Genomic DNA, 24,808 nt, shown 5'->3' on the forward strand with positions numbered 1-24,808 from the left:
CCACGAGAAAAAACCATGGAACATGTGCTCCCACCCCTGCCGTATGCGCTTGATGCGCTGGCACCCGAGTACTCGAAGGAAACCCTCGAGTACCACTACGGCAAGCACCACAACGCCTACGTGGTGAACCTGAACAACCTGCAAAAGGGCACCGAGTTCGAATCGATGACGCTCGAGGAGATCGTCAAGAAGTCCAGCGGCGGCATCTACAACAACGCCGCCCAGATCTGGAACCACACCTTCTTCTGGAACTGCATGAAGCCCCAGGGCGGCGGCACTCCGACCGGCGCGCTGGCCAAGGCCATCGATGCCAAGTGGGGCAGCTACGACGCGTTCAAGGAAGCGTTCGTGAAGTCGGCCGTGGGCAATTTCGGCTCGGGCTGGACGTGGCTGGTGAAGAAGGCCGACGGTTCGGTGGACATCGTGAACATGGGCGCCGCCGGCACGCCGCTGACCACGGGCGACACGCCGGTGCTGACGGTGGACGTGTGGGAACACGCCTATTACATCGACTACCGCAACCTGCGCCCCAAGTTCGTCGAGACATTCCTGGCCAAGCTGGTCAACTGGGACTTCGCGGCCAAGAACTTCGGCTGAGCGGGTTCTCCCATTGAAAAAGCCGACCCTCGGGTCGGCTTTTTTGTGGGCCGGACAATGGCGCGGACTCAGCGCCGCGACGCGGCAAACAACTCGCCGCCCAGCTTGGCGCCTTTCTTGATGTTCTTCTTGGCGAACCAGCCCTGGTTCATTTCGAGCACGTAGCGCACGGGCTCTTCGGAGCAGTGCGAGTTCTCCGTCATGGGCTGCATGTCGACCAGGTTGACGATGCGGCCATCGTCGGCCACGAAGGCGGCGGTCAACGGCAGCAATGTGTTTCTCATCCAGAAGCACTGGGTGGCCGGCTGCTCGAAAACGAAGATCATGCCCTCGGACTGCGGCATTTCCTTGCGGAACATCAGGCCGATTTCCCGCTCGCGAGGGGTTTGCGCCACTTGCGCATCGATCTTGTACAAGCCGAGCGACAACTTGGTGCGTGCGAGGTCGGTCTGGGGTTGCTGTTGTGCCTGTGCCGGGCCGATCAGAGAGGCGGCGAGCAGGAGCAGGGCGGCGAAACGCTGAAACATCGGGGCTTCTTTCAAGGCGGGTTCAAGGACGCAGGTTCAAAGGCGTGTGACCAAGAAAAATGCCCGCTGATGCGGGCATTGGCAGGCATTGCCGGTGAGCTCGGCAGCTTACACCTTCTTGGGTGCGGTCGCGTGGGCCTTGGCTGCGTGGTGGCGCACCTTGTGCTTCTTCACGGCGTGCTTTGCAGGCTGCTTGGCCTTGTGCGTGGCGGCGGCCATGGGCGCGTCTGTCTTGGGTGCGGGTTCGGCCTGTTGGGCAAATGCACCGGCTGCGAAGAGACCGGCGACCAGGGCTGCGAGCAGCTTGTTCATGGAGACATCCTTTGAGATTGTAGATATGGACCACCTCCTTGCGAGAGGTCATCAATCAACGCGCCAGTCGCACGCCCCGGTTGACAGCCGTTCGGCAATTGACGGCGAAAAAAAAGCGCTCCGAAGAGCGCTTTTTCGTGGAAGCTCGCCGAATTACTTCGGGGTGCTGCCTTGGGTCGACTTGCGCTTGACGCTGCCGTCCTTGTTGCGACGGCGCTGGTCGCGCGTTTCAGCGCGCTTTTCGCCGGAAGCCGCAGCCTTGTCGGCGCCGATGGCACCGCCTTCGGGCGTCTTGGCGATGTCGCCGGCGGGAGCAGCCACTTGACCTGCGGGCTTTGCTTCCTTCTTGGCTTCCGCACGGGCTTGCGGCTTGCTGTTGGTAGCGTTGCCTTGCTCGGGCGTGGTGCCGGTGGGGTTCTGGGCGTAGGCGCCAGCGGCGAACAAGCCAGCGATCATGACTGCGAGAATTTTGCTCATTGTGATTCCTCTATCGAGAATTGGTTGGAAACGCCTCCCGGCGAGCAGAAGGTCAGCCACTAACGAGACCATTGGCCTCAAGGTTGACAAACGCTCGCTGATGGGTTGCGTCTAAAATGTACAGCGATTTGTTCGCGGGCTGTACAGCGATTCCCCGTCGCTGTCTGAATTCGCAGACAGTCGTCCGAATTACGTCACTCCCGGAGTCATTCCCCCTCATGTCCAGCTACCAGCACATCAAAGTCCCGGCCGAAGGCCAGAAGATCACGGTCAACGCCGACAACTCGCTCAATGTGCCTGATCAGCCGATCATTCCCTTCATCGAAGGCGACGGCACGGGCCTGGACATCACCCCCGTGATGCTGAAGGTGGTGGATGCAGCGGTTGCCAAGGCCTACGGCGGCAAGAAGAAGATCCACTGGATGGAAGTCTATGCCGGCGAAAAGTCGACCAAGGTCTACGGTCCCGACGTCTGGCTGCCCGAAGAAACGCTGCACGCCGTGCGCGACTATGTCGTTTCCATCAAGGGCCCGCTGACCACGCCGGTGGGCGGCGGCATCCGCTCGCTGAACGTGGCGTTGCGCCAGGAACTCGACCTGTACGTGTGCCTGCGCCCCATCCAGTACTTCGAAGGCGTGCCCAGCCCCGTGCGCGAGCCGCACAAGACCAACATGGTCATCTTCCGCGAGAACTCGGAAGACATCTACGCCGGCATCGAGTTCGAAGCCGAAAGCGACAAGGCCAAGAAGCTCATCAAGTTCCTGCAGGACGAACTGGGCGTCAAGAAGATCCGTTTTCCCAACACCTCCGGCATCGGCGTCAAGCCCGTGTCCAAGGAAGGCACCGAGCGCCTGGTGCGCAAGGCGCTGCAGTACGCGGTCGACAACGACAAGCCCAGCGTGACCATCGTGCACAAGGGCAACATCATGAAGTTCACCGAAGGTGGCTTCCGTGACTGGGCCTATGCACTGGCCGCCAAGGAGTTCGGCGCCGAACTGATCGACGGCGGCCCGTGGATGAAGTTCAAGAACCCCAAGACGGGCAAGGAAATCACCGTCAAGGACAGCATTGCCGACGCTTTCCTGCAGCAGATTCTCCTGCGCCCCGCCGAGTACAGCGTGATTGCCACGCTCAACCTCAACGGCGACTACGTGTCGGACGCCCTGGCCGCGCAAGTCGGCGGTATCGGCATTGCCCCGGGTGCCAACCTGAGCGACACCGTCGCCATGTTCGAAGCCACCCATGGCACCGCTCCCAAGTACGCCGGCAAGGACTACGTGAACCCCGGTTCCGAAATCCTCTCGGCCGAAATGATGCTGCGCCACATGGGCTGGACCGAAGCCGCCGACCTGATCATCAGTTCGATGGAAAAGTCCATCGCCAGCAAGAAGGTCACCTATGACTTCGCGCGCCTGATGGACGGCGCCACCCAGGTGAGCTGCTCGGGCTTCGGCCAGGTCATGATCGACCACATGTAAATTGCGCGAGCAATAGCGCTCTGGCGCCCCGTGCGCCTTGAAGCAAAGGCCCTCTGGATCTTCCGGTCTAGAGGGCCTTTTCTTTTGACGCAAGCAAACCGGGTGGTTGGAGAAATGGAACACCCTGCTCCAAATACCCATTTTTTTGGAGTGCCTGCCGCGTAGCATTTGCGCTGCGGCGCCCGCAAACGGCAGGGCTTTTTTGCAACGTCTGTGGTGTCGCACACGACGCAAGCCCCTTGATTTGTCGATTACGCGCCACCAAGTCTTCTTGCGCCGGCACGGTGCTTGCACGCTCTATAGAATCTTTTTTATGGCAACGAGAATTCCCAAGACTCCCAGCACTCCGCCGGCCCAGAAACCGGCAGGAGATGACGGAGATTCGGTCGTTCTGGAGCGGCGGCCGCAAAAAACTGCGCCGCCCCAGATGTACCAGGTGGTCATGCTGAACGACGACTACACCCCCATGGAGTTCGTAATCGTCGTCCTGCAAGAATATTTCAACAAGGATCGCGAAACCGCGACCCAGATCATGCTAAAGATTCATCTCGATGGCCGCGGCGTTTGTGGGGTTTATTCCCGCGATCTCGCGGCCACCAAGGTCAACCAGGTGATGGAGGCGGCGCATCAGGCCGGACATCCGCTGCAGTGCGTGAGCGAGCCTGTTGCGTGAACCAGTTGAATTGCGCAAGCTCCAACCCATCTGAGAACTTATTTACAGCAAGGCAAAAGGAAATCACATGATTGCCCAGGAACTGGAAGTCAGCTTGCATATGGCCTTCGTCGAGGCCAGGCAGCAGCGCCACGAGTTCATCACCGTGGAGCATCTGTTGCTCGCTTTGCTGGACAACCCGAGCGCCGCAGAGGTTCTGCGCGCGTGCTCGGCCAACGTCGACGACCTGCGGGCGTCGCTCACCAACTTCATCAAGGACAACACGCCGCAAGTGGCGGGTACCGACGATGTCGACACCCAGCCCACGCTGGGTTTCCAGCGCGTGATCCAGCGCGCCATCATGCATGTGCAGTCCACCGGCAACGGCAAGAAGGAAGTCACCGGCGCCAACGTGCTGGTCGCGATCTTCGGCGAGAAGGATTCGCATGCGGTGTACTACCTCCACCAGCAAGGCGTTACCCGCCTCGACGTGGTGAACTTCATTGCCCACGGCATCAAGAAGAGCGATCCGCCTGAGGCCGTCAAGGGCAGCAGCGAATCGTCTTCGGGCGAGGGCGAAGAGGGCGGCGGCGAAAAGAACGAGAAGGCTTCGCCTCTCGAACAGTTCACGCAAAACCTCAACCAGCTCGCCAAGGACGGAAAGATCGATCCGCTGATCGGCCGCGAATACGAGGTCGAGCGCGTCATCCAGATTCTCTGCCGCCGGCGCAAGAACAACCCGCTGCTGGTGGGTGAGGCCGGCGTGGGCAAGACCGCCATTGCAGAAGGCCTGGCATGGCGCATCACGCAGACCGACGTGCCTGAAATCCTCGCCGAGGCGCAGGTCTACTCGCTCGACATGGGCGCGTTGCTGGCCGGCACCAAGTACCGCGGCGATTTCGAGCAGCGCCTGAAGGGCGTGCTCAAGTCGCTGAAGGACAAGCCGAATGCCATCCTGTTCATCGACGAGATCCACACCCTCATCGGTGCGGGCGCGGCCTCGGGCGGCACGCTGGACGCGTCCAACCTGCTCAAGCCGGCGCTCTCTAGCGGCCAGCTCAAGTGCATTGGCGCCACCACGTTCAGCGAATACCGCGGCATCTTCGAGAAGGATGCGGCCCTGTCGCGTCGCTTCCAGAAGGTCGACGTGGTTGAGCCGACCGTGCAGGAAACCGTCGACATCCTGAAGGGACTGAAGTCGCGCTTCGAAGAGCACCATGGCGTCAAGTACGCGGTTGCGGCCCTGCAGGCTGCGGCCGAACTGAGCGCCAAGTACATCAACGACCGCCACCTGCCCGACAAGGCCATCGACGTGATCGACGAGGCCGGCGCCGCACAGCGCATCCTGCCCGCGAGCAAGCGCAAGAAGACCATCAGCAAGTCCGAGGTCGAGGACATCGTCGCGAAGATCGCGCGCATTCCCCCGGCCAACGTCAGCAACGACGACCGCGGCAAGCTGCAGACCATCGAGCGCGACCTGAAGAGCGTGGTGTTCGGCCAGGACAAGGCGCTTGAGGTGCTGGCTTCCGCCGTGAAGATGGCGCGTTCGGGCCTTGGCCGCGAAGACAAGCCGATCGGCTCGTTCCTGTTCAGCGGCCCCACGGGCGTCGGCAAGACCGAAGCGGCCAAGCAGCTCGCCTACATCATGGGCATCGAGCTGATCCGCTTCGACATGTCGGAGTACATGGAGCGCCATGCGGTGAGCCGTTTGATCGGCGCGCCTCCGGGCTACGTCGGGTTCGACCAGGGCGGCCTCCTGACCGAAGCCATCACGAAGAAGCCGCACGCGGTGCTGCTGCTCGACGAAATCGAGAAGGCGCACCCGGACATCTTCAACGTGCTGCTGCAAGTCATGGACCATGGCACCCTGACGGACAACAACGGACGCAAGGCCGACTTCCGCAACGTGATCATCGTGATGACCACCAATGCGGGGGCCGAGACCATGAACAAGGCGACCATCGGCTTTACCAACCCGCGTCAGGCGGGCGACGAAATGGCCGATATCAAGCGCCTGTTCACGCCGGAGTTCCGCAACCGCCTGGACGCGACCGTGAGCTTCAAGGCGCTGGACGAGCAGATCATCCTGCGCGTGGTCGACAAGTTCCTGCTCCAGCTCGAAACGCAGTTGGCCGAGAAGAAGGTCGACGTCACGTTCAGCGACGGCTTGCGCAAGCACCTGGCGAAGAAGGGCTTCGATCCGCTGATGGGTGCCCGCCCGATGCAGCGCCTGATCCAGGACACGATCCGTCGTGCACTGGCCGACGAGCTGCTGTTCGGTCGCCTCATCGATGGGGGCCGCCTTTCGGTCGATATCGACGACAAGGGCGAGGTGCAGCTGGACATCCAGCCGCTGCCCAAGAAGGAAGGCAAGTCCAAGCCTGAAGCCGAAGAGGCTGCGGCAGGATAAAAAAGCGGGCCGACAGAGCCGGTTCCGCGGTATTCCTGGCAACACTGAAAAGGCCGGTAGCATTCGCTGCCGGCCTTTTTTCTTGGGGCCGGAAATTACCCGCACACAAGCTTCACCTTGATTCTTCCCGAGCTCAGTCAGGAATGGAAAACCGGCCTCTCTTTGGCCTGGAGTGGCTATATCGCCGTGCTGTCGGTGTGGATCGTGATGCAGAAGCGCGCGCCGGTATCCACCATGAGCTGGATCCTCTCGCTTGCGCTGCTGCCGTTTGCGGGATTCGTCATCTATTACTTCCTGGGGCCGCAGCGCTTGCGCAAGCAGCGGGTCAAGCGGTTGCGAAGCCGCGCCAAGGCCCACACGCAGGCCGATCTGGCCCGCCTGCGAGACGCGGCCCAGAATGCGCCGCCGGCTCTGCAGCAGATGGCACGGCTCGGTACCGCGGCCTGCGGGCTGCCCGTTTCCAGCGCCACGGGCGTTGCACTGCTTTCGGGCGGTGCGCGCACGTTCGATGCCATCTTCGATGCGGTGCGCGAGGCGCAAGACCACATCCACCTCGAGTACTACATCTTCGAGCCCGACAAGATCGGCACCGCGCTGCGTGACCTCTTGGTGGAACGCGTCAGGCAGGGCGTGGCGGTGCGCCTTCTGCTCGACGCACTCGGTTCCAAGCGCATCGGCCGCAAGTTCATGGCGCCGCTTTCTGCTGCGGGGGTGGAGATTGCGCTGTTCCACGACACGCGCATCGGTCGGCGCCTCCGGCCGGTAACCAACTACCGCACCCACCGAAAAATCGTCGTGTGCGACGGCCGCGTGGGCTTTACCGGCGGCGTCAACATTACCGACGAGGAAGACAAGCGCACCCGGCCCGACGCCTATCACGACGTGCACCTGCGCATCGAAGGCAGCGCGGTGCGCTGGCTCCAGACCACCTTTCTCGAAGACTGGGCCTACGCCACCGGCGAAGACCTTCGCAACATGGACCACCTCATGGGTGCCATGCTCCCGCAGGTGGAGGCTGGCGACATTCCTGTGCAAATTGTGACCAGCGGCCCGGACAACATGCTCGAGCCCATCCACCGCATGCATGTGGAGGCCATTCATTCGGCAAGCGAACGCGCCTGGCTCACAACGCCGTACTTCGTGCCAGGGGAGCCCGCGATGATGGCGCTTACCAGCGCCGCGCTGCGGGGTGTCGATGTGCGCCTCCTGGTGCCGCACCGAAGCGATTCAGCCATTGTGAGCGCGGCTGCACGCTCCTATTTCGACGAGTTGATCGGCGCTGGCGTGAAGGTATGGGAGTACAAGGCACGCATGCTGCACTCCAAGACCTTGGTGGTGGACGACCATTGCGCGATGATCGGTACGGCAAATTTCGACAACCGCAGCTTCCGGCTCAACTTCGAGGTGAGCGCTGTGGTCTACGGGCCCGAACTGGCGCGTCCCCTGGCCGCGCAGTTCGAAACCGACCTTCACAGCTCCGGTGCGGTGCGCGCCAACCGGCAGCAGAGTTTCTGGCGCCGCCTTGGCGATGCGCTTGCACGATTGTTTTCTCCCTTGCTCTGAATGAACCACACCTTTCTTTGGCACGACTACGAAACCTTCGGTGCGGTGCCGCGCCGGGACCGGCCTTCGCAGTTCGCCGCCATTCGCACCGACGCAGAGCTGAACGAGATCGGCGAGCCGCTGATGATCTATTGCAAGCCCGCGCCCGATTACCTGCCCAGCCCCGAGGCCTGCCTCATCACCGGCATCACGCCGCAAGTCTGCCTGGAGCGCGGCATTCCCGAACATGCCTTTGCGGCGCAGATCGAGAAGGCTTTTTCGGAGCCAGGGACCATCGGGGTGGGCTACAACACCATCCGGTTCGACGACGAGGTAACGCGCTTCCTGTTCTGGCGCAACCTCATCGACCCCTACGCACGCGAATGGCAGAACGACTGCGGCCGATGGGACCTGCTCGACGTGGTGCGCCTGACCTACGCGCTGCGGCCCGACGGCATCGTGTGGCCGAAGAAGGAAGACGGCAAGCCCAGCTTCAAGCTCGAAGACCTGGCGCGCGCCAACGGATTGCTGCATGAATCGGCGCACGATGCGCTGTCCGATGTGCGCGCCACCATTGCGTTGGCCCGGCTGATTCGCGACCGCCAGCCCAAGCTCTTCGAATTTGCGTTCGGCCTGCACAAGAAAGACCGAGTGGCCAGCGAACTTGGCCTGCCCGCCATGCGGGAAACGGCCAAGCCTTTCCTGCACGTCTCGGGCATGTTCCCGGTCGAGCGCGGGTGCCTCAGCGTGATGTGGCCTCTTGCGAGCCATCCAAGCAACAAGAACGAGCTGCTCGCGTGGGACCTGGCCCACGACCCGAGCGAACTGCGCGATATCGATGTCGAAACCCTGCGCCTGCGTCTTTTCACGCGCACCGCAGACCTGCCGGAAGGCGTGGTGCGCTTGCCGGTGAAGGGCATTCACCTCAACAAGTCGCCGATGGTCGTCGGCAACCTGCGCACCCTCGCACCGGCCATGGCCGAGCGCTGGAACGTCGATCTCGATGCGGCCATGCGGCACGCGGCCATCGCACGCGACTTGCCCGACATGAGCGCCATCTGGTCGCAGGTGTACGCCCGCCCCAAAGAGGCCACGCCAGACGTGGACGAAGATCTGTATGGCGGCTTTGTCGGAAACGCCGACAGGCGCCGCCTGAACCAGCTGCGCGGGCTTTCGCCCGAAGAACTCGCAAAGGACCGCACCGGTTTCGACGACGGCCGCCTCGAAGAAATACTCTTCAGATACCGCGCACGCAATTGGCCCGAACTGCTCAGCCCCGAGGAAGCCGAGCGCTGGGAGGCGCTTCGCGCCGCGCGGCTCTTCAAGGGCGAGGGTGGTGCTCGCACCATCGAAATGCTGTTCAGCGAAGTCGATGCGCTGTCGGAAACTGCGGATGAGCGGGGCGAGGAAATCCTGGGCGCGCTCTACGAATACGCCGAAGCCATCGCACCGGAAGCCTGAGGTGTCCTGTGCCCGCTTCTGAAAACCACCGCGGCTCCGTTCGCCGCCTGACAACCACCGACGCCGCGGCGTACCGCGCATTGATGCTCGAGGCCTATGCCACGCACCCGAGTGCCTTCACCACCACTGTGGATGAGCGCGCCGGGCTTCCGCTTGGCTGGTGGGAAGAACGGCTGGGCGCAGATGCGGGCGGGACCAGCGTGGTTTATGGCGCATTCGACGAGGCGGGCATGCTGGTGGGCGCGGCGGGCTTGAGCTTTGAAGCAAGGCAACGCGCGCGGCACAAGGCCACGCTCTTCGGCATGACGGTGGCAACCACTGCGCGCCGCTCCGGCTTCGGCCGCCGGCTGGTGCTTGCGGTGCTGGCGCATGCGCGTTCGCTCGAGACGCTGCGGTTGGTTCAGCTCACTGTGACTGAAGGCAACAGTACTGCCCAGGCGCTCTACGAGCGCTGCGGGTTCGAGGTTTTCGGCGTCGAACCGCTGGCCATTGCGGTCGATGGCGCGTTGCTGGCCAAGGTGCACATGTGGTGCGATCTGAGGGGCGCACCGGCGCGGTGAGCCTGCGCGGCCAACGCTAGGGTTTTTGAATCATCCAGCTGGTGGCCTGCCCCCGGCCCGGAAGGTGCAGCGCGGCGGTAGCAGCCGGCGTTTCCGCGAGCAGCTTTCCTTTACGGAAGACTTTGAGCCGGGTGGCACGCAGTCGAATCGCCTCGACCGCATCGCGCGCCTGCAAGAGCACAAAGCTCGCGTCGCAGCCTGCCGCGATGCCGTAGCCTTCAAGGTGCATCACGCGCGCAGCATTGGTGGTTACCGCCTCGTAGCATTGGCGGATGCCAGCCTGGCTGGTCATCTGCGCCACGTGCAGCCCCATGTGCGCCACCTCGAGCATGTCGCCCGAGCCCATGCCGTACCACGGGTCCATCACGCAGTCGTGCCCAAAGGCCACGTTCACGCCCGCGGCCATGAGCTCGGGCACGCGCGTCATTCCGCGGCGCTTGGGGTAGGTGTCGTGGCGGCCCTGCAAGGTGATGTTGATCAGCGGGTTGGACACGACGCTGACACCGCTCTGCGCTATCAGCGGCAGCAACTTGCTCACGTAGTAGTTGTCCATCGAATGCATCGACGTGCAATGCGAACCTGTGACGCGGCCCTGCATGCCGAGGCGCCAGGTTTCGGCGGACAGCGTTTCGATATGGCGGGAGAGCGGGTCGTCCGATTCGTCGCAATGCATGTCGACCAGCTTGCCGCGCTCGGCCGCAAGTTCCATCAGCAGCGTGACGCTGGCCGCGCCGTCGGCCATGGTGCGCTCGAAATGCGGAATGCCGCCGACCACGTCCACACCCTTGTCGAGCGCGCGCTTCAGGTTGTCGACTCCGCCGGATGAACGCAGCACGCCGTCCTGCGGAAAGGCAACGAGCTGCAGATCGACATATGGCGCGACCTGGCGCTTGACTTCTAGCAGCGCATCGACCGCAAGAAGGCTTGGATCGCTCGTATCCACATGCGACCGCACCGCCAGCAGCCCTTTGGCCACTGCCCAGTCGCAATACGCCAGCGCACGCTCGATCAGCGCCTCGGCCTTGAGCAGCGGCTTGAGTTCGCCCCACAGTGCGATGCCTTCGAGCAGCGTGCCGCTTTCATTGACGCGCGGCAGGCCGTAGCTCAGCGTGGCGTCCATGTGGAAATGCGGATCGACGAAGTGCGGCGAAAGCAGCAGGCCCTGGGCGTCGAGCTTTTCTTGCGCGGGTGCGTCGAGGCCCGCAGTGACTTCGGCGATGCGGCCTCCCTGCACGGCAACAGACATTCCGGTGCGGCCGTCGGGGAGGGTGGCGTTGGTGATGAGCAGGTCGAGCATCGTGAAAGTCTTTTGTCGGTCGGTGGCGAGCGTTCAGCGCGTGCGCTGCGCCCGGTAGCGGTATTGCCCCGGCGCCGGGCCGACCTCGACGGTGACTCGGCGCAGCTTGTCGTCATGGCCGGACGCGGCCCTTGCCGTTACCACGATGCCGCGCGGTGTGGCGCGGCAGGTGAGATCGGTGAGCGCGACTTCGGCATGGTCGTTGTCGAGCTCGGCAATTGCCAGCGTGTGCTCGGCATGCAAGCTGCCATTGGCGTCGCGCGCCATCCACTGCACATAGAGAAAAGACTGCGCGTACTGCTCGGCGTGAACCACGCGGTAGGTGCCCTGGTGGTCCTTGCCCCAGGTGCCGCACAGCTGAACCCAGCTGACCGCATCGGGAGTCTTGAAGGTTTCATAGCTGTAGTCGCTGCCCAGCGCATGCGCGCCCGCGCTGCAAGACGCGACCAGCGCCGCCAGCAGCATCTTGCGCAATTCGATGGCGCGCGGCATCAGCGCTCCCCCTTGCGATAAGGCTTCATGAGCGCCTGCGGATAGCTGGCCTTGCGAGCAACCAGCACCAGCGCGAGGATCGACAGCAAGTAGGGCAGCATCAGGTAGATCTGGTAGGGCAGCACGGCATCGCCCGATTGTTGCAGCCGCAGCTGCAGCGCGTCGAAGAACGCGAACAGCAGCGCCCCCAACAGGGCCTTGCCGGGCCGCCACGAGGCGAACACCACCAGCGCCACGCAGATCCAGCCGCGGCCGTTCACCATGTTGAAGAAAAAAGCGTTGAACGCGGAGAGCGTGAGAAACGAGCCGGCCATGCCCATCAGCGCCGAACCCGCGACGATGGCTCCGGTGCGCATGCCCGCGACCGAGACGCCCTGGCTTTCGGCAGCCTGCGGGTTCTCGCCGGCCATGCGCAGCGCCAGGCCCAGCGGTGTGCGGTACAGCACCCAGGCAATGGCCGGTACGAGCAGCAGCGCGAACAGGGTGAGTGATGTCTGCGCGTTCAGGATGGGCAGCGGCAGCCAGTCCATCGGCGCGAAGGGCGTGATGGTCGGCGGCGTGTTCACTTTTGGAAAGCTCACGCGGTAGCCGAAGTAGCTGAGCGCCGTGGCCAGCAGCGTGATGCCCAACCCCGAGACGTGCTGCGAAAGTGCCAGGCCCACGGTAAGAAAGGCATGCAGCAGCCCGAACACCATGCCCGTGAGCGCGGCCACTCCCACGCCGGCCCACAGCGGCGCGCCGGCATACACCGCGAGCCATCCGGTAAAGGCGCCCGCCACCATGATTCCCTCGATGCCCAGGTTGAGCACACCGGCGCGTTCGCAAAGCAGCACGCCCAGCGTGCCGAGGATGAGCGGCGTGGCAATGCGCAGCACCGCGACCCAGAAAGCGGGGTTGGCGAGGATGTCGAGCAAGTCGGTCATTTCCTCACCCGCACCCGGTATTGCGTGAGCAGCGTCGCCACCAGCACCGCGATCAGCGAGGCTGCAACGATCACGTCGGCGATGTAGGTTGGCACGCCCACAGCGCGGCTCATGGTGTCTGCACCGACCAGCACGCCCGCCACGAACACGCCTGCGGCAATCACGCCCAGCGGGTGCAGCCCGGCCAGCATCGCTATCACGATGCCGGTGTAGCCGTAGCCGGGCGACATGTCGAGCGTGACGTAGCTGGTGCGGCCCGCCACCTCGATGGCGCCGGCCAGCCCCGCCAGCGCGCCAGAGAGCAGCGCCACCATGACCACCGTGCGCGTCACTGGCACGCCGGCAAATTCTGCCGCGCGCGCATTTGCGCCGACCGCGCGGATGTCGAAGCCCAGCACGGTGTACTTGAAGATGGCCCACACCAATACCGCCAGCGACACCGCCCAAAGCAGGCCCGTGTGCACGCGCGTCTGCGCGATGAGCTTGCCGAGTTCCAGGTCGGGCTGCAGCGACACGCTCTGCGGCCAGCCCATGGCGGTCGGGTCTTTCATCGGCCCGTCGAGCAGCGCCGACACGCCAAGCAGCACGATGAAGTTGATCAGCAGGGTGGTCACGACTTCATCGACGCCGAGCTTGTTCTTCATCAGTGCCGGGCCGAGCAGCAGCAGGGCGCCTGCCACGGCGGCAGCCAGCATCATCAGCGGAAACAGCAGCCACGTCTGAAGCTCGAAGCCCGTTCCGCCGTGCATGCCGCCCACGGCCACGGCGGCAAGTGCGCCGGCGAACAACTGGCCCTCGGCGCCAATGTTGAAGAGCCTGGCCTTGAATGCAACCGTGGCGGCCAAGCCTGTAAGAACGAGCGGGATCGCGCGCGTCAACGTTTCGCTCCAGGCGAACACCGAGCCGAAGCCGCCCTGCAGCAGCAGCGCATATGTACGGCCGACCGGCGCGCCGGCCCACAGCACGAGCAGCGCGCTCACCAGCATGGTGAACAGCACCGCGCCGATGGGCGCCAGCACCAGCGCGGCACGCGATGCTTCGTGGCGCCTTTCGAGCCGCATCATGGCCGTGCCTTCCCGCGCAAGGCGTCGGTCGCGCCGGCCATGGCCAGGCCAATGGCTTCGCGTGTCCAGGCCGAGGCCGGGCGGGCCTCGCTCAAGTGGCCGCCATGCATCACGGCCACTCGGTCGCCGAGCGCCAGCACTTCGTCCAGGTCGTCTGAAATAACCAGCACCGCCGCGCCGGCATCGCGCGCGGCAATGAGTTGCTGCTGCACATACGCGACGGCGCCAATGTCGAGTCCCCAGGTCGGCTGGTGCGCGACGATGAGGCGCGGCGCGCGGGTCGGATACTTCTTGTTGTCGGCATCTTCGACTTGCTCGGGCGCGAGCAGTGCCCGGCCGAGGATCAGTTTTTGCATGTTGCCGCCAGAGAGCGAACGGGCCGGTGCCATGAGCCCGGCGCCGCGCACGTCGAATGCCTTTTCGATGCGCCGGGCGTGCAGCCGTGCTGCCGAACGCCGCACGAACAAAGACCAGCGCGAAAAGACCGGGCTGCGCAGCCGCTCCGACACCGCGTTCTCCCACACCGGCAGGTCACCGACCACGCCGACTGCGTGCCGGTCTTCAGGAATGCGCGCCACGCCGCGTTGCACCAGCCGGGAGGGCGAGGGCGGCAGCGCCCGGCCCATCAGCACGGCCGTGCCGGATGCAGCCCGGCGCGTGCCGCACAGCAGTTCGGCCAGCGCGACCTGCCCGTTGCCCGAGACGCCCGCAATGGCTGTGATTTCCCCGCCGCGCAGCGTGAGCGACACCTCGTGAAGCGGGCTGGAATGATCTTGCGCGCCGCTGCTGGCCGACGCGGTGCTCACACGGTCGAGCACGCAGACCGCGTCGCCCACCGAGCCGGCGGGCCGTCGCTGCGGGGCTTCGACTGCATGCCCGACCATCCACAGCGCGAGTTGCGCCTGCGTGGTGTCGGCCGTGTGCGCCTCGGCAACCAGCTTGCCGCCGCGCAGCACGGCAATGCGCCGCGATACCCGCAGCACCTCGCCCAGCTTGTGGCTGATGAAGATCACCGAGAGACCCTGCGCCACCATCTGCGCGAGCGTGGAGAACAAGGCTTCGCTTTCCTGAGGCGTCAGCACGGCGGTCGGCTCATCGAGGATGAGGATGCGCGCGCCGCGGTACAGCGCCTTCAGTATTTCGACGCGCTGCCGTTCGCCGACCGAGAGGGTGCCGATCTTTGCGTCGGGCTGCACCGGCAGGCCGAAGCGCTGCGCCACTTCGAGCAGCCGCGCTCGCGCGGCGGCGCGGCGCGAGAACACGCGCCAGAGCGGCTCCGTGCCCATCATCACGTTGTCGAGCACGCTCAGGTTGTCGGCCAGCGTGAAATGCTGGTGCACCATGCCCACGCCGGCAGCCAGCGCCGCCTTCGGGTTGCCAGGAGGCAAGGGCGCTCCAAACACTTCGATGCTGCCTTCATCGGCAACGTAGTGGCCGAACAGGATGGACATCAGCGTCGACTTGCCCGCGCCGTTTTCGCCCAGCAGCGCGAGCACTTCGCCGGCCTGCAGGTCGAGTGAAATATCGTCGTTGGCGACGAGGGAGCCGAAGCGCTTGGTAATGCCCCGAAGGCGCAAGACAGGAGCGCCGGTCACTTCCATGCAGCCAGGAACGCCAACATGACCTTGGCCGAGTTGTCGGCCGCAATGCCCATGAAGGTGCCCATCTCGTTGGCGCCCTCGCCACCGCCGGCAAGGTCGCTGAGCGAGCGGAAGGCGATGTAGGGCACGCCGTTGCTGTAGGCCACCATGCCCACGGCCGCGGTTTCCATGTCGAGCACGTTGGCCTGGAAGGTCTTGAAGGTGTACTCGCGGTAGGCCTTGTTGTCCATGAAAGCCGGGCCCGAGACACCATTGCCGCCAACAACGAGCTGGGGCTTGCGCGCCAGGCATTTGCCGGCGCTGCAGTTCGCCAGCTCGACGTTGCGGATGCTGCGCGCCACCTCGAGCATCTTCGGGTCGGCCTCGAACCAGAACTTGCGCTCGATGCCCGGCTTTGCGGCCGAGCGCACCTCGACCGGGCGCGGATGCATCATTCCGAAGTTGGGCAGCGTGGCGTCGGTAATGAAAGGCGGCGCGGTGAACTTGCCCGGTGCGGTTTCGCGCGCCATCAGCACTTCGAGATACTGGCCCCATTGGGCAGGCGCCGTCACGTCGCCAACGTGCAATTGCGGATTCACGCCGCCCGCGATGCCGCTGAACACGATGCTGGTCACGCGGAAGCGGTCGAGCACCCGTTGCGTGTTCATCGTCGCATTGGTCATGCTGATGCCGGAGAGGAACAGCACCACCGGCTTGCCTTCGAGCGTGCCGGTGGTGAACTCGACGCCGTTGACGCTGTGCTTGGCGGGCCCCTGCAGGCGGTTGAGCAGCAGCTTGAGCTCAGGCTCGAAGGCCGAGATCACTGCGATGCGCGGCGTGTCGTCCAGTCGAATACCGGTGGTTGCGGCGCCGCCGGGCTTGAAGACACCGGCGCAGCCCGCGAGACCGAAGGCCAGCACGCCGGCCGCAAGAAGAGAACGCCAACGCATCGTCGACGGCCCCTTCACTTGGCGGTCGATTTGGGCTGGGAGTCGTCGACCTTCACGGTGAACTTGCCGGCCAGGATGTCAGCCTGCCTGGTCTTGACCTTGGCGACGATTTCAGCCGGCACCTTCTTCTCGAACGTGCCGAGCGGCGCGAGCTCGGAGCCCTTGTGCTTCATCATCGAATAGGGGCCGTAGTCTTCGGCGGTGAACTTGCCTTCCTTCACCAGCTTGATCGCGCGGTCGGCAGAGGGCTCGAAGTTCCACAGGGCCGAGGCAACCACCGTGTCGGGGTATTGCGCCTGCGTGTCGATCACGTTGCCGATGGCGAGCTTGCCTTTTTCCTTGGCCGCGTCCGAGACGCCGAAGCGCTCGGCATACATCACGTCCGCGCCCTTGTCGATCATCGCGAAAGCGGCCTCCTTGGCCTTTGGCGGATCGAACCAGCTGTTGATGAAGCTGACGCTGAATTCGACCTTGGGGTTGGTTTCCTTCGCGCCGGCCATGAACGCATTCATGAGCCGGTTCACTTCAGGAATCGGAAAGCCGCCGACCATGCCGATGCGGTTGCTCTTGGTCATGCCGCCGGCCACCATGCCGCTCAGGTACGCCGGCTCCTGGATGTAGTTGTCGAACACGCTGAAGTTGGGTGCCTGCGGTTTGAGCGACGAGCCCATCAGGAAGGCGACCTTGGGAAAGTCCTTGGCCACCTTGCGCGCCGCCGCTTCCACGCCGAACACTTCGCCCAGGATCAGCTGGTTGCCGCCCGTGGCGTACTCGCGCATCACGCGTTCGTAGTCGGCGTTGCTGACGTTCTCGGTCGCCTTGTATTCAATTTCGCCGCGTGCTTCGGCGGCCTTGAGCGCCTTGTGGATTCGGCCCACCCATTGCTGCTCGAACGGCACGGTGTACACCGCCGCCACCTTCAGCTTGGCCTGCGCCAGCGCAAGGCCGGGCGCGCCCACCGCAAGGGCCGCGGCAATTGCGGCAGAACGAATGATCAACTGACGGCGTGCTGTCACGATGCTTCTCCTCGAGGTATGAAAATCTTCTTGTGGCCGACGGAACCGCGGCAGCCGCCGCCTGGGGGGCGTCGGCTTTACTTGGTGCCGAAGATGCGGTCGCCCGCGTCGCCCAAGCCCGGCAGGATGTAGCCGTGGCTGTTCAGCTCGCGGTCGATTGCGGCGGTGTAGATCGGCACGTCGGGGTGGGCCTTCTGCATGGTCGCGACGCCTTCGGGGCAGGTGAGCAGGCAGACGAACTTGATCGACTTGGGGTTGAGCTCTTTCAGGCGCTCGACCGCGGCCACGGCCGAGTTGCCTGTGGCCAGCATCGGGTCGACGACGATCACGTCGCGGTTCTCCATTTCGCCGGGCATCTTGAAGTAGTACTCCACGGCCGTGAGCGTCTTGGGGTCGCGGTACAGGCCGATGTGGCCGACGCGCGCGCCCGGAACCACGGTGAGCATGCCGTCCAGAATGCCGGTGCCCGCACGCAGGATGGACACCAGCACCAGTTTCTTGCCGTCGATGACCTTGGCCTGCATGGTCTCGAGCGGCGTTTCCACTTCGATGTCCTGCATCGGCATGTCGCGCGTGACCTCGTAGGCCATGAGCATGCTGATTTCGTTCAGGAGCCGCCGAAAGCTGTTGGTGGAAGCGTCCTTGCGGCGCATCAGCGTGAGCTTGTGCTGGACGAGGGGGTGGTCGACGAGATGGACGTTGCTCATTTGATTGTTCTGCCGTTGCTGGACCCGCAAGTCTAAAAGACGGTGCCGTCGCTCTCGATCAGGAGCGGTGGCGCTCCGTCACGCAAGCGTTGTGCCAGCACGCGACCGGCCGCCCAGGTGCCGCCCTCGAGCACGCAGGCCAGCGGCAGTTCTTCCTCGGTGCGGTCGAGCATCTTGCGCACGCGAGGGGCCAGTTCGTCGAGTAGCGCCACCGTGAGCGCGCGCCATTCGACGATGAATTCGTCGCCAGCCTTCCACACATGCGAAAGCGCGCCCTGGTCTTTCGGCACGATCACGCCGCTGTCGATCAGGAGGCCGCCGTTGCGGTATTCGGGCAGCGCCGTGAGCGCGTCGAGTTGGCGCACCTTCACACCGGCCCACTCGAAGGGTTCGAGCAGCGAATAGGTCAGCCATTGCGAAAGCTTGTGGAACGGCATCCATCCGTTGGTAAGGCCGGGCCCGCGCACTGCGCTATGGCGCCAGCAGTCTCCAAGCGCAAGGGCGGGGTCGCTCGAACCGATGCCGCCCGTGGTGTCGCTGCCGTCGACTGCAATGCTGTCGATGGAGTTGGCCGAGGGCCAGATGCGCGAGAGCGTTTCGAGCAGCAACGAGAGGATCTGGTGCGCGGTAATTTCGGCGGTGGGCGGTGCCGCGGCGCCAAAAGGGGCAACCAGCGCGTCGAACATACCGGCCGGCCGGCCGTCGTCGCCAAAGGTTTCGGGTTGTTCGCTCATTGCCTCGCCAAGACGGCGCAGCAGCACAGTACGGCCCGCAAGGCCCACCAGCGGATTGACGTCGCTCACCTGAAAAGCGTCGCCGAGCCGGTCGGTAACCAGGCCGCGCAATCCGGCCGCATCGGCTTGCAGCGGATGGTCGGGGTCGGACGAAAAGAGCCCGCTCGTGAAAGCGTGAAAGCTTGCCACGCCCAAGCCTTCGGACCGGGTGAAGCGCTGGCCTGTGGCCGGCTCGGTGTAGTGCCAATCGGGGCCGGCGCCGGCGTCGAGCAGCACGCTCACCAGCACCAGGTCGATGTGTGCACGGGCACGCTGCCGGGCGTCGATGTTGGCGCCGAGCAGAGCATCGAGCTGCTTCAGCCGGTCGACGCCGCCCGCCTCGAAGTGGCGCCAGCGGCTGTGATACGGAATGGTGTCCCACGGGTAGCGCTCGCGCGTGACTTCGGCCACGGCGCGGGCTGCGTCGTCTATGGCATCGTCGCCGCCGATGCGAAACCAGCGCGATTCGCCGTTGCGCGCGCGAGCGAGCAGGGCGGCCGCGCGCTCGCGAATGGCACCGGTGGTGCGCAAGAGGGTGGCGGCACCCGCGGGGCGGCTGGTGTCGGGCGCGAATTCCGTCGCCGGATCGATGTCGCCTGCGCTGCCGTCCGGCAGGTTGCCCGAACCGTCGGCGGGCAGGTAGTTGTTGCTGTGTTCCTTGTTGTCGCTCATTCGCTCAATCCCCGGCCTTTGGCCTTCTTGAGTTCTTCGGCGGTTGGCACCGGGCCGGGCGTGAAATAGCCGGCGGCCATCTTCGCGTCCATCTCGACCCGGGCGTCGGCCGGAATCAGTTCGTCCGGAATGTTCACGCGCTCGCCGATCTCGATTCCCGAGCCGGTGATGGCGTCGAACTTCATGTTGCTCATCGACACGAGCCGATGAATTTTCTTGATGCCGAGCCAGTGGAAGACGTCGGGCATGAGCTCTTGAAAGCGCATGTCCTGCACCCCGGCCACGCATTCGGTACGCGCAAAATACTGGTCGGCGGTGTCGCCGCCCACCTGGCGCTTGCGCGCGTTGTAGACCAGGAACTTGGTTACCTCGCCGAGCGCGCGGCCCTCCTTGCGCGAATAGGCAATGAGGCCCACGCCGCCGCGCTGAGCGCCCTGGATGCACTCTTCAATGGCGTGCGTGAGGTACGGGCGGCAGGTGCAGATGTCCGAGCCGAACACGTCGGAGCCGTTGCACTCGTCGTGGATGCGCGCGGTGAGCTCCACATCCGGGTTGGCCAGGTCGCGCGGGTTGCCGAAGATATAGAGCGTTTGCCCGCCGATGGGGGGCAGGAACACTTCGAGGTCGGAGCGCGTGACAAGCTCGGGGTACATGCCGCCGGTTTCCTCGAACAGTGTGCGGCGCAGGTCGGTTTCGGAGCAGCCGAAGCGCCGCGCCACTTCAGGCAGGTACCACACGGGTTCGATAGCGGCCTTGGTCACCATTGCTGCGCCGCCAGCCGTAAGAAAGTGGCCGTCGGCCTTGAGCCGGCCGCTCTGCAGCGCCTCGATCACCTCGGGCAGGATGACATGCGCCTTGGTAATGGCAATGGTCGGGCGAATGTCGTAGCCAGCCGCAAGTTCCGTTGAAAACACATCGGCCACCAGCGCGCCCCACGGGTCGAGCGAAACAATGCGCCCCGGCTCGGTCCATTGGGGGTACGGGCCGATGACGTCGGTGGGAGCGGTGTTGGTGAGGTCGGCCTTGTGCTCGCGCTTGAGGGCTCCGGCCGCAACGGCGAGCGCACGGTAGACGCTGTAAGAGCCGCTGTGCGTGCCGATGACATTGCGGTGCGCCCGCTTGGTGGTAGTGCCGACCACCGGGCCGCGCTCTGTGGCGGTGGCCGCACCCCATCGGATGGGCAGCGCGCCGAAGCCGCCGGCATGGGAGGTCAGCCGGATGTGCCCGGTCGACGATGAGGGGTGGAGCGCGGGAAGGGGAGAGACGGAGATCGCCGGATCCGCGGGGATGCCAGGGGTCGCGGGAGGCGCCGGGATGGAGGTACGGATCGCTGTGCTATCTGCGGACATTGGAGGCCCTCAAAAAATGCAATGTACCGATGAGCCGCGCCGCTGGCAAGCAGGGCGGGGTCATGGCTATTGCACTTTCTGGCGCGGCTTGCTTCAGGCCGGCGAGGAGCGCAGTCCATAGGCCTTGCCGCCGACGAACAGGTATTCGGCGCGCAGCACCGCATCCCCTTTTTCGCCCGTGTAGGTGAAGCCCAGCACCGCCACCGGCGTTCCGGGCTTGATCTCTTCGACCCCCCAGGCCTGCAGCCGCGTGAGAGGCGCCAGTTCGACGAGCCACTTGCGGTCGCGCCGGGTCGGCAGCTGGGCCTTGGCCAGCAGCCCGGGGCCGTCGACCGCCGTGCTCTGCCTGGGCAACGGGCGCTGCTTCAGGTCCGCTGGCAAGGAGGGGTTCTCGGGCAGCTCCAGTTCCAGCTCGCCGTGCGGGTTGCGCCACATGACCTTGGTCGCACGCCCCTCCAGGTACAGCGGGCGGTCCTGATCGAAACTGCTCCAGCCGTGGTGAGCCCACGCAGGAAAGGTCAGGCCCAGTGAACCGGCAACGAACATGCGCCTGTGCATCATCTCGGACTCCTTGTTCAGATGTAAGCGATCCATCGCCCGCAGATGATGACAGCGAGCCAAAACCCCAACGACAGCAGGCATTGCAGCTTGGGTATGGCGCCGCTCGCGGCAAGGCCGCCACGCGCGTGGAACCAGGCGGCGTTGGCGCCGGCCAGGCAAATCAGCAGCAGCTTGACGCGGAATGCCGAGTTGGAGAGCAGCTCGCCGGGCTGGCTCGCGAACATCGTGAGGCCGGTGGCGGCGCACAGGCCGAATCCCGCCAGCGCAGGCAGCAGCGTGAGCCGGGCCAGCTGGCTTTGCGACAGTTCCTTGCCCACGCCGAGCACGCGCAACTCGAAGACGAGCAAGCCGCCGAACAGCATGGCAATGCCCACGATATGCACCACCTCCAGCGCCGGATAGGCCCAGGGGTGCGAAGCAAGGCCGGCCAGCATCGGCGGGCCTCAGGTCCGGGCCGGAGCCCGCTCGAGAGGCGAAAGGCAATCCACAGGACAGTCGGCAACTGGTGGCACGGGCGCTCCTTCCATGGGTTCGGGCGAGCTTAGCCGAGCACGCGGCGTGGTGCCGCGCCATGGCGGCACAATCCGCCGGAACCTTTTTCTTGAAAGGGCTGTAACCAGCCGGTCCGATGGCACGAAACACTATGGACAGCAGGGCGCGATTGAGCGACGCCGAAGCGGCGCTGCGGGGCCTGTTCCTGCGCGGCCTTGCCGGCGACGCGGGGGCTTATCGCGAGTTCCTGCAGAAACTCAGCGCGCACTTGCGCGCCTTTCTGGGCAAGCGCCTTTTCGGCTGGCCCGACGAAGTGGAAGACCTTGTCCAGGAATGCCTGCTCGCCATGCACAACCAGCGCCATACCTACCAGAGCGACCAGCCGCTGACGGCCTGGGTGCATGCGATTGCGCGCTACAAGATGATCGACCTGCTGCGTGCCAAGTCGGTACGCGAGGCCCTGCATGACCCGCTGGACGACGAGCTTGCCGTGTTCGCCGAATCGGCCACCGACGCCAGCGATGCGCGCCGCGACATCGCCGGCCTCTTGCAGACCCTGCCGGAGCGCCAGCGCCTGCCCATCGTGCACGTGAAGCTCGAAGGCCTCTCGGTGGCCGAGACGGCCAGCCTCACCGGCATGTCCGAATCCGCCGTGAAGGTCGGCATTCATCGCGGCCTCAAGGCGCTTGCGGCCCGGCTCAGGAGCAATACGCCATGAAAACAGACGATCTCGTGGCCATGCTGGCCACCGGTCCAGCGCATGTGCCGCGCCGCGCCGCGGGCCGGCGGCTGGCACTTGCCCTGCTGGTGGGCGCACCGCTTTCGTTCGCCATCCTGTTGGCCGAATACGGCGTTCGCCGCGATCTGGTGCAGGCCATGTTCTGGCCGATGTTCTGGGTGAAGGTGCTGTTTCCGCTGTGCATTGCGGCGGCGGCCTTCGTGATGCTGCAGCGCCTTGCGCGACCCGGTGTTCCGGTGCAGCGTGCCTGGATCGGCATTGCCGTTCCGGTGCTCGTGGTGTGGGTGCTCGGCGCCATGTCGTGGTTCAACGCGCCGGCCGGAGCGCGCATGCCACTCCTCATGGGTGAGTCGTGGCGTATTTGCGCGATCAGCATCGGGCTGATGGCGCTGCCGGTTTTTGCTGCGGCGCTGCTGGTGCTCAAAGGCTTGGCGCCCACGCGCCCTGCGCTGGCAGGTGCGGCCGCGGGCGGGCTGGCCGGTGGCGTAGGCGCCGCCGTGTATGCGCTGCATTGCATGGAACTGACCGCATCGTTCCTGGCGGTCTGGTACGTCAGCGGCATTGCGGTGCCCGTGGTGCTGGGCGCCTTGCTCGGGCCGCGCCTCTTGCGCTGGTAAGCCCGGCCCGGCCTCAGCGCTTCTTGGCGCCGAAGATGCTGCCCAGCACGCCGCGCAGGATTTCCTTGCCGACCGACGTGCCCATGGTGCGCACGGCCGACTTGGCCATGGTCTGCACCAGGCCGTCGCGCTTGCCGCCACGCGGCCCCGTGCTGCCAAAGAGCAGGTCGTTCAGCATGCTGCTGCCTTCAGGCGATTCGGCCGCGCCCTTGGCGCCCGGCTTGGCCGCCGGCGCGTCGGGCGCGGTCTCGGCGCGGCCCTTGAGTTTTTCGTAGGCCGATTCGCGGTCCACCGTTTTCTCGTACACGCCCGCGACGAGCGAATTGGCGATCACGGCCTGGCGCTGCGCGGGCGTGATGGGGCCGATCTGGCTGCCGGGCGGCACCACGAACACGCGCTCCGTCACGCTCGGGCGCCCCTTGGCGTCGAGAAAACTCACCAGCGCCTCGCCCACGGCAAGCTCCGTGATGGCGGTTTCGATGTCCAGGCCCGGCTTCTGGCGCATCGTGGTGGCCGTGGCCTTTACGGCCTTCTGGTCGCGCGGGGTGAAGGCGCGCAGCGCATGCTGGACGCGGTTGCCCAACTGGGCCAGCACCGAATCGGGAATGTCGAGCGGGTTCTGCGTCACGAAATAGACGCCCACGCCCTTGGAGCGCACCAGCCGCACCACGAGTTCGATGCGCTCGATGAGTGCCTTGGGCGCTTCGTTGAACAGCAGGTGGGCCTCGTCGAAGAAGAACGCCAGCTTGGGTTGGTCGGGGTCGCCGATTTCGGGCAGTTGCTCGAACAATTCAGACAGCATCCAGAGCAGGAACGTGGCGTACAGCCGCGGCGAGTTCATGAGCTTGTCCGCGGCCAGGATGTTGACCACACCCTTGCCGCCCACCGTTTGCATGAAGTCGGCAATGTTGAGCATCGGCTCGCCGAAGAACTTGTCGCCGCCCTGGGTTTCGATCTGCAGCAGGCCGCGCTGGATGGCACCCACGCTGGCCGCGCTGATGTTGCCGTATTCGGTGGTGAACTGGCTCCCGTTCTCGCCCACGTACTGCAGCATGGCGCGCAGGTCCTTCAGGTCGAGCAGCAGCAGGCCGTTGTCGTCGGCAATCTTGAACACCAGGTTCAGCACGCCGGCCTGGGTTTCGTTCACGTCCAGCATGCGGCCCAACAGCAGCGGGCCCATGTCCGAAACAGTGGCGCGCACTGGGTGGCCCTGTTCGCCGAACACGTCCCACAAAGTCACAGGGCAAGCGGCCGGTTCGGGCAGGTCGATGCCGCGTTCCTTCAGCGTGGCCGCCATCTTTTCGCCGATGCTGCCTTTCTGGCTCATGCCGGTGAGGTCGCCCTTGACGTCGGCCATGAACACCGGAACGCCGATGCTCGAGAGCTTTTCGGCAATGGTCTGCAGGGTGACTGTCTTGCCGGTGCCGGTGGCGCCGGTAATCAGCCCGTGGCGGTTGGCTAGGCTGGGCAGCAGGGCGCACTCGGTGGCGTCGTGGCGTGCTATCAGGAGAGGGTCGGCCATTGAGGGCTCCGGGTCGTATCGAAGCGGGCAGTCTAATC

The 24,808-nt window shown here is 64.9% G+C and carries 25 protein-coding genes; 9 read left to right on the forward strand and 16 right to left on the reverse strand.

The window, feature by feature from the left end:
- Positions 1–15 precede the first annotated feature (15 nt).
- The gene (locus J2X67_RS17195) at positions 16–597 is read left to right on the forward strand and encodes a superoxide dismutase (RefSeq protein WP_258506636.1); all 582 of its coding nucleotides are present in this window, start codon (positions 16–18) and stop codon (positions 595–597) included.
- A gap of 68 nt (positions 598–665) precedes the next feature.
- Here J2X67_RS17195 and J2X67_RS17200 read toward each other — a convergent pair whose 3' ends face one another.
- From J2X67_RS17200 to J2X67_RS17210, 3 genes are all read right to left on the reverse strand, one after another.
- Positions 666–1,124: a DUF192 domain-containing protein gene (locus J2X67_RS17200; RefSeq protein ID WP_309954646.1), complete on the reverse strand. Its 459-nt coding sequence runs from the start codon at positions 1,122–1,124 to the stop codon at positions 666–668.
- A 108-nt stretch (positions 1,125–1,232) separates the two neighbouring features.
- Positions 1,233–1,436 (reverse strand): hypothetical protein, encoded by a 204-nt coding sequence (locus J2X67_RS17205; protein WP_309954648.1) that lies wholly within the window; start codon positions 1,434–1,436, stop codon positions 1,233–1,235.
- A gap of 153 nt (positions 1,437–1,589) precedes the next feature.
- Positions 1,590–1,913, reverse strand: coding sequence for a cell envelope biogenesis protein TolA (locus tag J2X67_RS17210; protein ID WP_281151039.1), 324 nt, complete (start codon positions 1,911–1,913; stop codon positions 1,590–1,592).
- A gap of 218 nt (positions 1,914–2,131) precedes the next feature.
- On the opposite strand from J2X67_RS17210, the gene icd reads away from it, so the two are divergent.
- The 6 genes from icd (at position 2,132) to J2X67_RS17240 (ending at position 10,016) form a co-directional block, all read left to right on the forward strand.
- Positions 2,132–3,391 carry an NADP-dependent isocitrate dehydrogenase gene (gene icd, locus J2X67_RS17215; RefSeq protein WP_012747756.1) on the forward strand — a complete coding sequence of 420 codons (1,260 nt, stop codon included), beginning with the start codon at positions 2,132–2,134 and terminating at the stop codon, positions 3,389–3,391.
- 313 nt (positions 3,392–3,704) lie between these two features.
- A complete protein-coding gene (clpS, locus tag J2X67_RS17220) occupies positions 3,705–4,064 on the forward strand; it encodes an ATP-dependent Clp protease adapter ClpS (protein ID WP_021007487.1) in 360 nt (119 codons plus the stop codon).
- 67 nt (positions 4,065–4,131) lie between these two features.
- The gene (gene clpA / locus J2X67_RS17225) at positions 4,132–6,453 is read left to right on the forward strand and encodes an ATP-dependent Clp protease ATP-binding subunit ClpA (protein WP_126746055.1); all 2,322 of its coding nucleotides are present in this window, start codon (positions 4,132–4,134) and stop codon (positions 6,451–6,453) included.
- A 117-nt stretch (positions 6,454–6,570) separates the two neighbouring features.
- Positions 6,571–8,016 carry a cardiolipin synthase gene (gene cls, locus J2X67_RS17230; RefSeq protein ID WP_309954654.1) on the forward strand — a complete coding sequence of 482 codons (1,446 nt, stop codon included), beginning with the start codon at positions 6,571–6,573 and terminating at the stop codon, positions 8,014–8,016.
- Entirely contained in the window at positions 8,017–9,456 is a 1,440-nt protein-coding gene (gene sbcB / locus J2X67_RS17235) for an exodeoxyribonuclease I (RefSeq protein ID WP_309954656.1), read from the forward strand. It abuts the gene before it with no gap.
- A gap of 8 nt (positions 9,457–9,464) precedes the next feature.
- Positions 9,465–10,016 carry a GNAT family N-acetyltransferase gene (locus tag J2X67_RS17240; protein ID WP_309954657.1) on the forward strand — a complete coding sequence of 184 codons (552 nt, stop codon included), beginning with the start codon at positions 9,465–9,467 and terminating at the stop codon, positions 10,014–10,016.
- A 16-nt stretch (positions 10,017–10,032) separates the two neighbouring features.
- On the opposite strand, the gene J2X67_RS17245 is transcribed toward J2X67_RS17240, so the two are convergent.
- The 12 genes from J2X67_RS17245 to J2X67_RS17300 all read right to left on the reverse strand — a co-directional run bounded on the left by J2X67_RS17245 (position 10,033) and on the right by J2X67_RS17300 (position 21,834).
- A complete protein-coding gene (locus J2X67_RS17245; protein WP_309954659.1) occupies positions 10,033–11,313 on the reverse strand; it encodes an amidohydrolase family protein in 1,281 nt (426 codons plus the stop codon).
- A gap of 33 nt (positions 11,314–11,346) precedes the next feature.
- Positions 11,347–11,805, reverse strand: a complete 459-nt coding sequence (locus tag J2X67_RS17250; RefSeq protein ID WP_309954661.1) for a hypothetical protein — start codon at positions 11,803–11,805, stop codon at positions 11,347–11,349.
- Entirely contained in the window at positions 11,805–12,728 is a 924-nt protein-coding gene (locus J2X67_RS17255) for an ABC transporter permease (protein ID WP_309954663.1), read from the reverse strand. The genes J2X67_RS17250 and J2X67_RS17255 overlap by 1 nt, the downstream gene beginning before the upstream one ends.
- Positions 12,725–13,789, reverse strand: coding sequence for an ABC transporter permease (locus J2X67_RS17260; RefSeq protein WP_309954993.1), 1,065 nt, complete (start codon positions 13,787–13,789; stop codon positions 12,725–12,727). Before J2X67_RS17260 ends, J2X67_RS17255 begins: the two co-directional genes overlap by 4 nt.
- Complete coding sequence (locus J2X67_RS17265) at positions 13,789–15,393, reverse strand: ABC transporter ATP-binding protein (RefSeq protein WP_309954665.1); 1,605 nt, start codon at positions 15,391–15,393, stop codon at positions 13,789–13,791. The genes J2X67_RS17260 and J2X67_RS17265 overlap by 1 nt, the downstream gene beginning before the upstream one ends.
- Positions 15,384–16,322 (reverse strand): 5'-methylthioadenosine/S-adenosylhomocysteine nucleosidase, encoded by a 939-nt coding sequence (locus J2X67_RS17270; protein ID WP_309954667.1) that lies wholly within the window; start codon positions 16,320–16,322, stop codon positions 15,384–15,386. The genes J2X67_RS17265 and J2X67_RS17270 overlap by 10 nt, the downstream gene beginning before the upstream one ends.
- A 14-nt stretch (positions 16,323–16,336) precedes the next feature.
- Positions 16,337–17,338 carry a BMP family protein gene (locus J2X67_RS17275; protein ID WP_309954669.1) on the reverse strand — a complete coding sequence of 334 codons (1,002 nt, stop codon included), beginning with the start codon at positions 17,336–17,338 and terminating at the stop codon, positions 16,337–16,339.
- 77 nt (positions 17,339–17,415) lie between these two features.
- Positions 17,416–18,045: a uracil phosphoribosyltransferase gene (gene upp, locus J2X67_RS17280; protein WP_013541661.1), complete on the reverse strand. Its 630-nt coding sequence runs from the start codon at positions 18,043–18,045 to the stop codon at positions 17,416–17,418.
- A gap of 32 nt (positions 18,046–18,077) precedes the next feature.
- Positions 18,078–19,490 (reverse strand): URC4/urg3 family protein, encoded by a 1,413-nt coding sequence (locus J2X67_RS17285; protein ID WP_309954672.1) that lies wholly within the window; start codon positions 19,488–19,490, stop codon positions 18,078–18,080.
- Complete coding sequence (locus J2X67_RS17290) at positions 19,487–20,839, reverse strand: GTP cyclohydrolase II (protein ID WP_309954674.1); 1,353 nt, start codon at positions 20,837–20,839, stop codon at positions 19,487–19,489. Before J2X67_RS17290 ends, J2X67_RS17285 begins: the two co-directional genes overlap by 4 nt.
- A gap of 93 nt (positions 20,840–20,932) precedes the next feature.
- Positions 20,933–21,400: a DUF6152 family protein gene (locus tag J2X67_RS17295; RefSeq protein WP_309954676.1), complete on the reverse strand. Its 468-nt coding sequence runs from the start codon at positions 21,398–21,400 to the stop codon at positions 20,933–20,935.
- A gap of 14 nt (positions 21,401–21,414) precedes the next feature.
- Positions 21,415–21,834: a hypothetical protein gene (locus J2X67_RS17300; protein ID WP_309954678.1), complete on the reverse strand. Its 420-nt coding sequence runs from the start codon at positions 21,832–21,834 to the stop codon at positions 21,415–21,417.
- 194 nt (positions 21,835–22,028) lie between these two features.
- On the opposite strand from J2X67_RS17300, the gene J2X67_RS17305 reads away from it, so the two are divergent.
- On the forward strand, positions 22,029–22,610 hold the full coding sequence (locus J2X67_RS17305; protein ID WP_354328441.1) for a sigma-70 family RNA polymerase sigma factor: 582 nt from the start codon (positions 22,029–22,031) through the stop codon (positions 22,608–22,610).
- Positions 22,607–23,248, forward strand: coding sequence for a DUF1109 domain-containing protein (locus J2X67_RS17310; RefSeq protein WP_309954680.1), 642 nt, complete (start codon positions 22,607–22,609; stop codon positions 23,246–23,248). Before J2X67_RS17305 ends, J2X67_RS17310 begins: the two co-directional genes overlap by 4 nt.
- Positions 23,249–23,261: 13 nt before the next feature.
- Here the strand turns inward: J2X67_RS17310 and J2X67_RS17315 are convergent, their stop codons facing one another.
- Entirely contained in the window at positions 23,262–24,770 is a 1,509-nt protein-coding gene (locus J2X67_RS17315) for a helicase HerA-like domain-containing protein (protein ID WP_309954682.1), read from the reverse strand.
- Positions 24,771–24,808 lie beyond the last annotated feature (38 nt).

It is taken from the genome of Variovorax sp. 3319, assembly GCF_031456585.1.
GTDB lineage: Bacteria > Pseudomonadota > Gammaproteobacteria > Burkholderiales > Burkholderiaceae_C > Variovorax > Variovorax paradoxus_P.

Bases quoted from the DNA above. Each gene is read 5' to 3' on its own strand.
- J2X67_RS17260 (WP_309954993.1), bottom strand. From the start codon at position 13,789: ATGCGGCTCGAAAGGCGCCACGAAGCATCGCGTGCCGCGCTGGTGCTG.
- J2X67_RS17250 (WP_309954661.1), bottom strand. From the start codon at position 11,805: ATGCCGCGCGCCATCGAATTGCGCAAGATGCTGCTGGCGGCGCTGGTC.
- J2X67_RS17265 (WP_309954665.1), bottom strand. From the start codon at position 15,393: ATGGAAGTGACCGGCGCTCCTGTCTTGCGCCTTCGGGGCATTACCAAG.
- upp (WP_013541661.1), bottom strand. From the start codon at position 18,045: ATGAGCAACGTCCATCTCGTCGACCACCCCCTCGTCCAGCACAAGCTC.
- clpA (WP_126746055.1), top strand. From the start codon at position 4,132: ATGATTGCCCAGGAACTGGAAGTCAGCTTGCATATGGCCTTCGTCGAG.
- J2X67_RS17270 (WP_309954667.1), bottom strand. From the start codon at position 16,322: ATGCGTTGGCGTTCTCTTCTTGCGGCCGGCGTGCTGGCCTTCGGTCTC.
- J2X67_RS17285 (WP_309954672.1), bottom strand. From the start codon at position 19,490: ATGAGCGACAACAAGGAACACAGCAACAACTACCTGCCCGCCGACGGT.
- J2X67_RS17255 (WP_309954663.1), bottom strand. From the start codon at position 12,728: ATGACCGACTTGCTCGACATCCTCGCCAACCCCGCTTTCTGGGTCGCG.
- J2X67_RS17290 (WP_309954674.1), bottom strand. From the start codon at position 20,839: ATGTCCGCAGATAGCACAGCGATCCGTACCTCCATCCCGGCGCCTCCC.
- J2X67_RS17195 (WP_258506636.1), top strand. From the start codon at position 16: ATGGAACATGTGCTCCCACCCCTGCCGTATGCGCTTGATGCGCTGGCA.
- J2X67_RS17200 (WP_309954646.1), bottom strand. From the start codon at position 1,124: ATGTTTCAGCGTTTCGCCGCCCTGCTCCTGCTCGCCGCCTCTCTGATC.
- J2X67_RS17315 (WP_309954682.1), bottom strand. From the start codon at position 24,770: ATGGCCGACCCTCTCCTGATAGCACGCCACGACGCCACCGAGTGCGCC.
- J2X67_RS17300 (WP_309954678.1), bottom strand. From the start codon at position 21,834: ATGCTGGCCGGCCTTGCTTCGCACCCCTGGGCCTATCCGGCGCTGGAG.
- J2X67_RS17310 (WP_309954680.1), top strand. From the start codon at position 22,607: ATGAAAACAGACGATCTCGTGGCCATGCTGGCCACCGGTCCAGCGCAT.
- J2X67_RS17245 (WP_309954659.1), bottom strand. From the start codon at position 11,313: ATGCTCGACCTGCTCATCACCAACGCCACCCTCCCCGACGGCCGCACC.
- J2X67_RS17210 (WP_281151039.1), bottom strand. From the start codon at position 1,913: ATGAGCAAAATTCTCGCAGTCATGATCGCTGGCTTGTTCGCCGCTGGC.
- J2X67_RS17295 (WP_309954676.1), bottom strand. From the start codon at position 21,400: ATGATGCACAGGCGCATGTTCGTTGCCGGTTCACTGGGCCTGACCTTT.
- J2X67_RS17205 (WP_309954648.1), bottom strand. From the start codon at position 1,436: ATGAACAAGCTGCTCGCAGCCCTGGTCGCCGGTCTCTTCGCAGCCGGT.
- J2X67_RS17305 (WP_354328441.1), top strand. From the start codon at position 22,029: ATGGCACGAAACACTATGGACAGCAGGGCGCGATTGAGCGACGCCGAA.
- icd (WP_012747756.1), top strand. From the start codon at position 2,132: ATGTCCAGCTACCAGCACATCAAAGTCCCGGCCGAAGGCCAGAAGATC.
- sbcB (WP_309954656.1), top strand. From the start codon at position 8,017: ATGAACCACACCTTTCTTTGGCACGACTACGAAACCTTCGGTGCGGTG.
- clpS (WP_021007487.1), top strand. From the start codon at position 3,705: ATGGCAACGAGAATTCCCAAGACTCCCAGCACTCCGCCGGCCCAGAAA.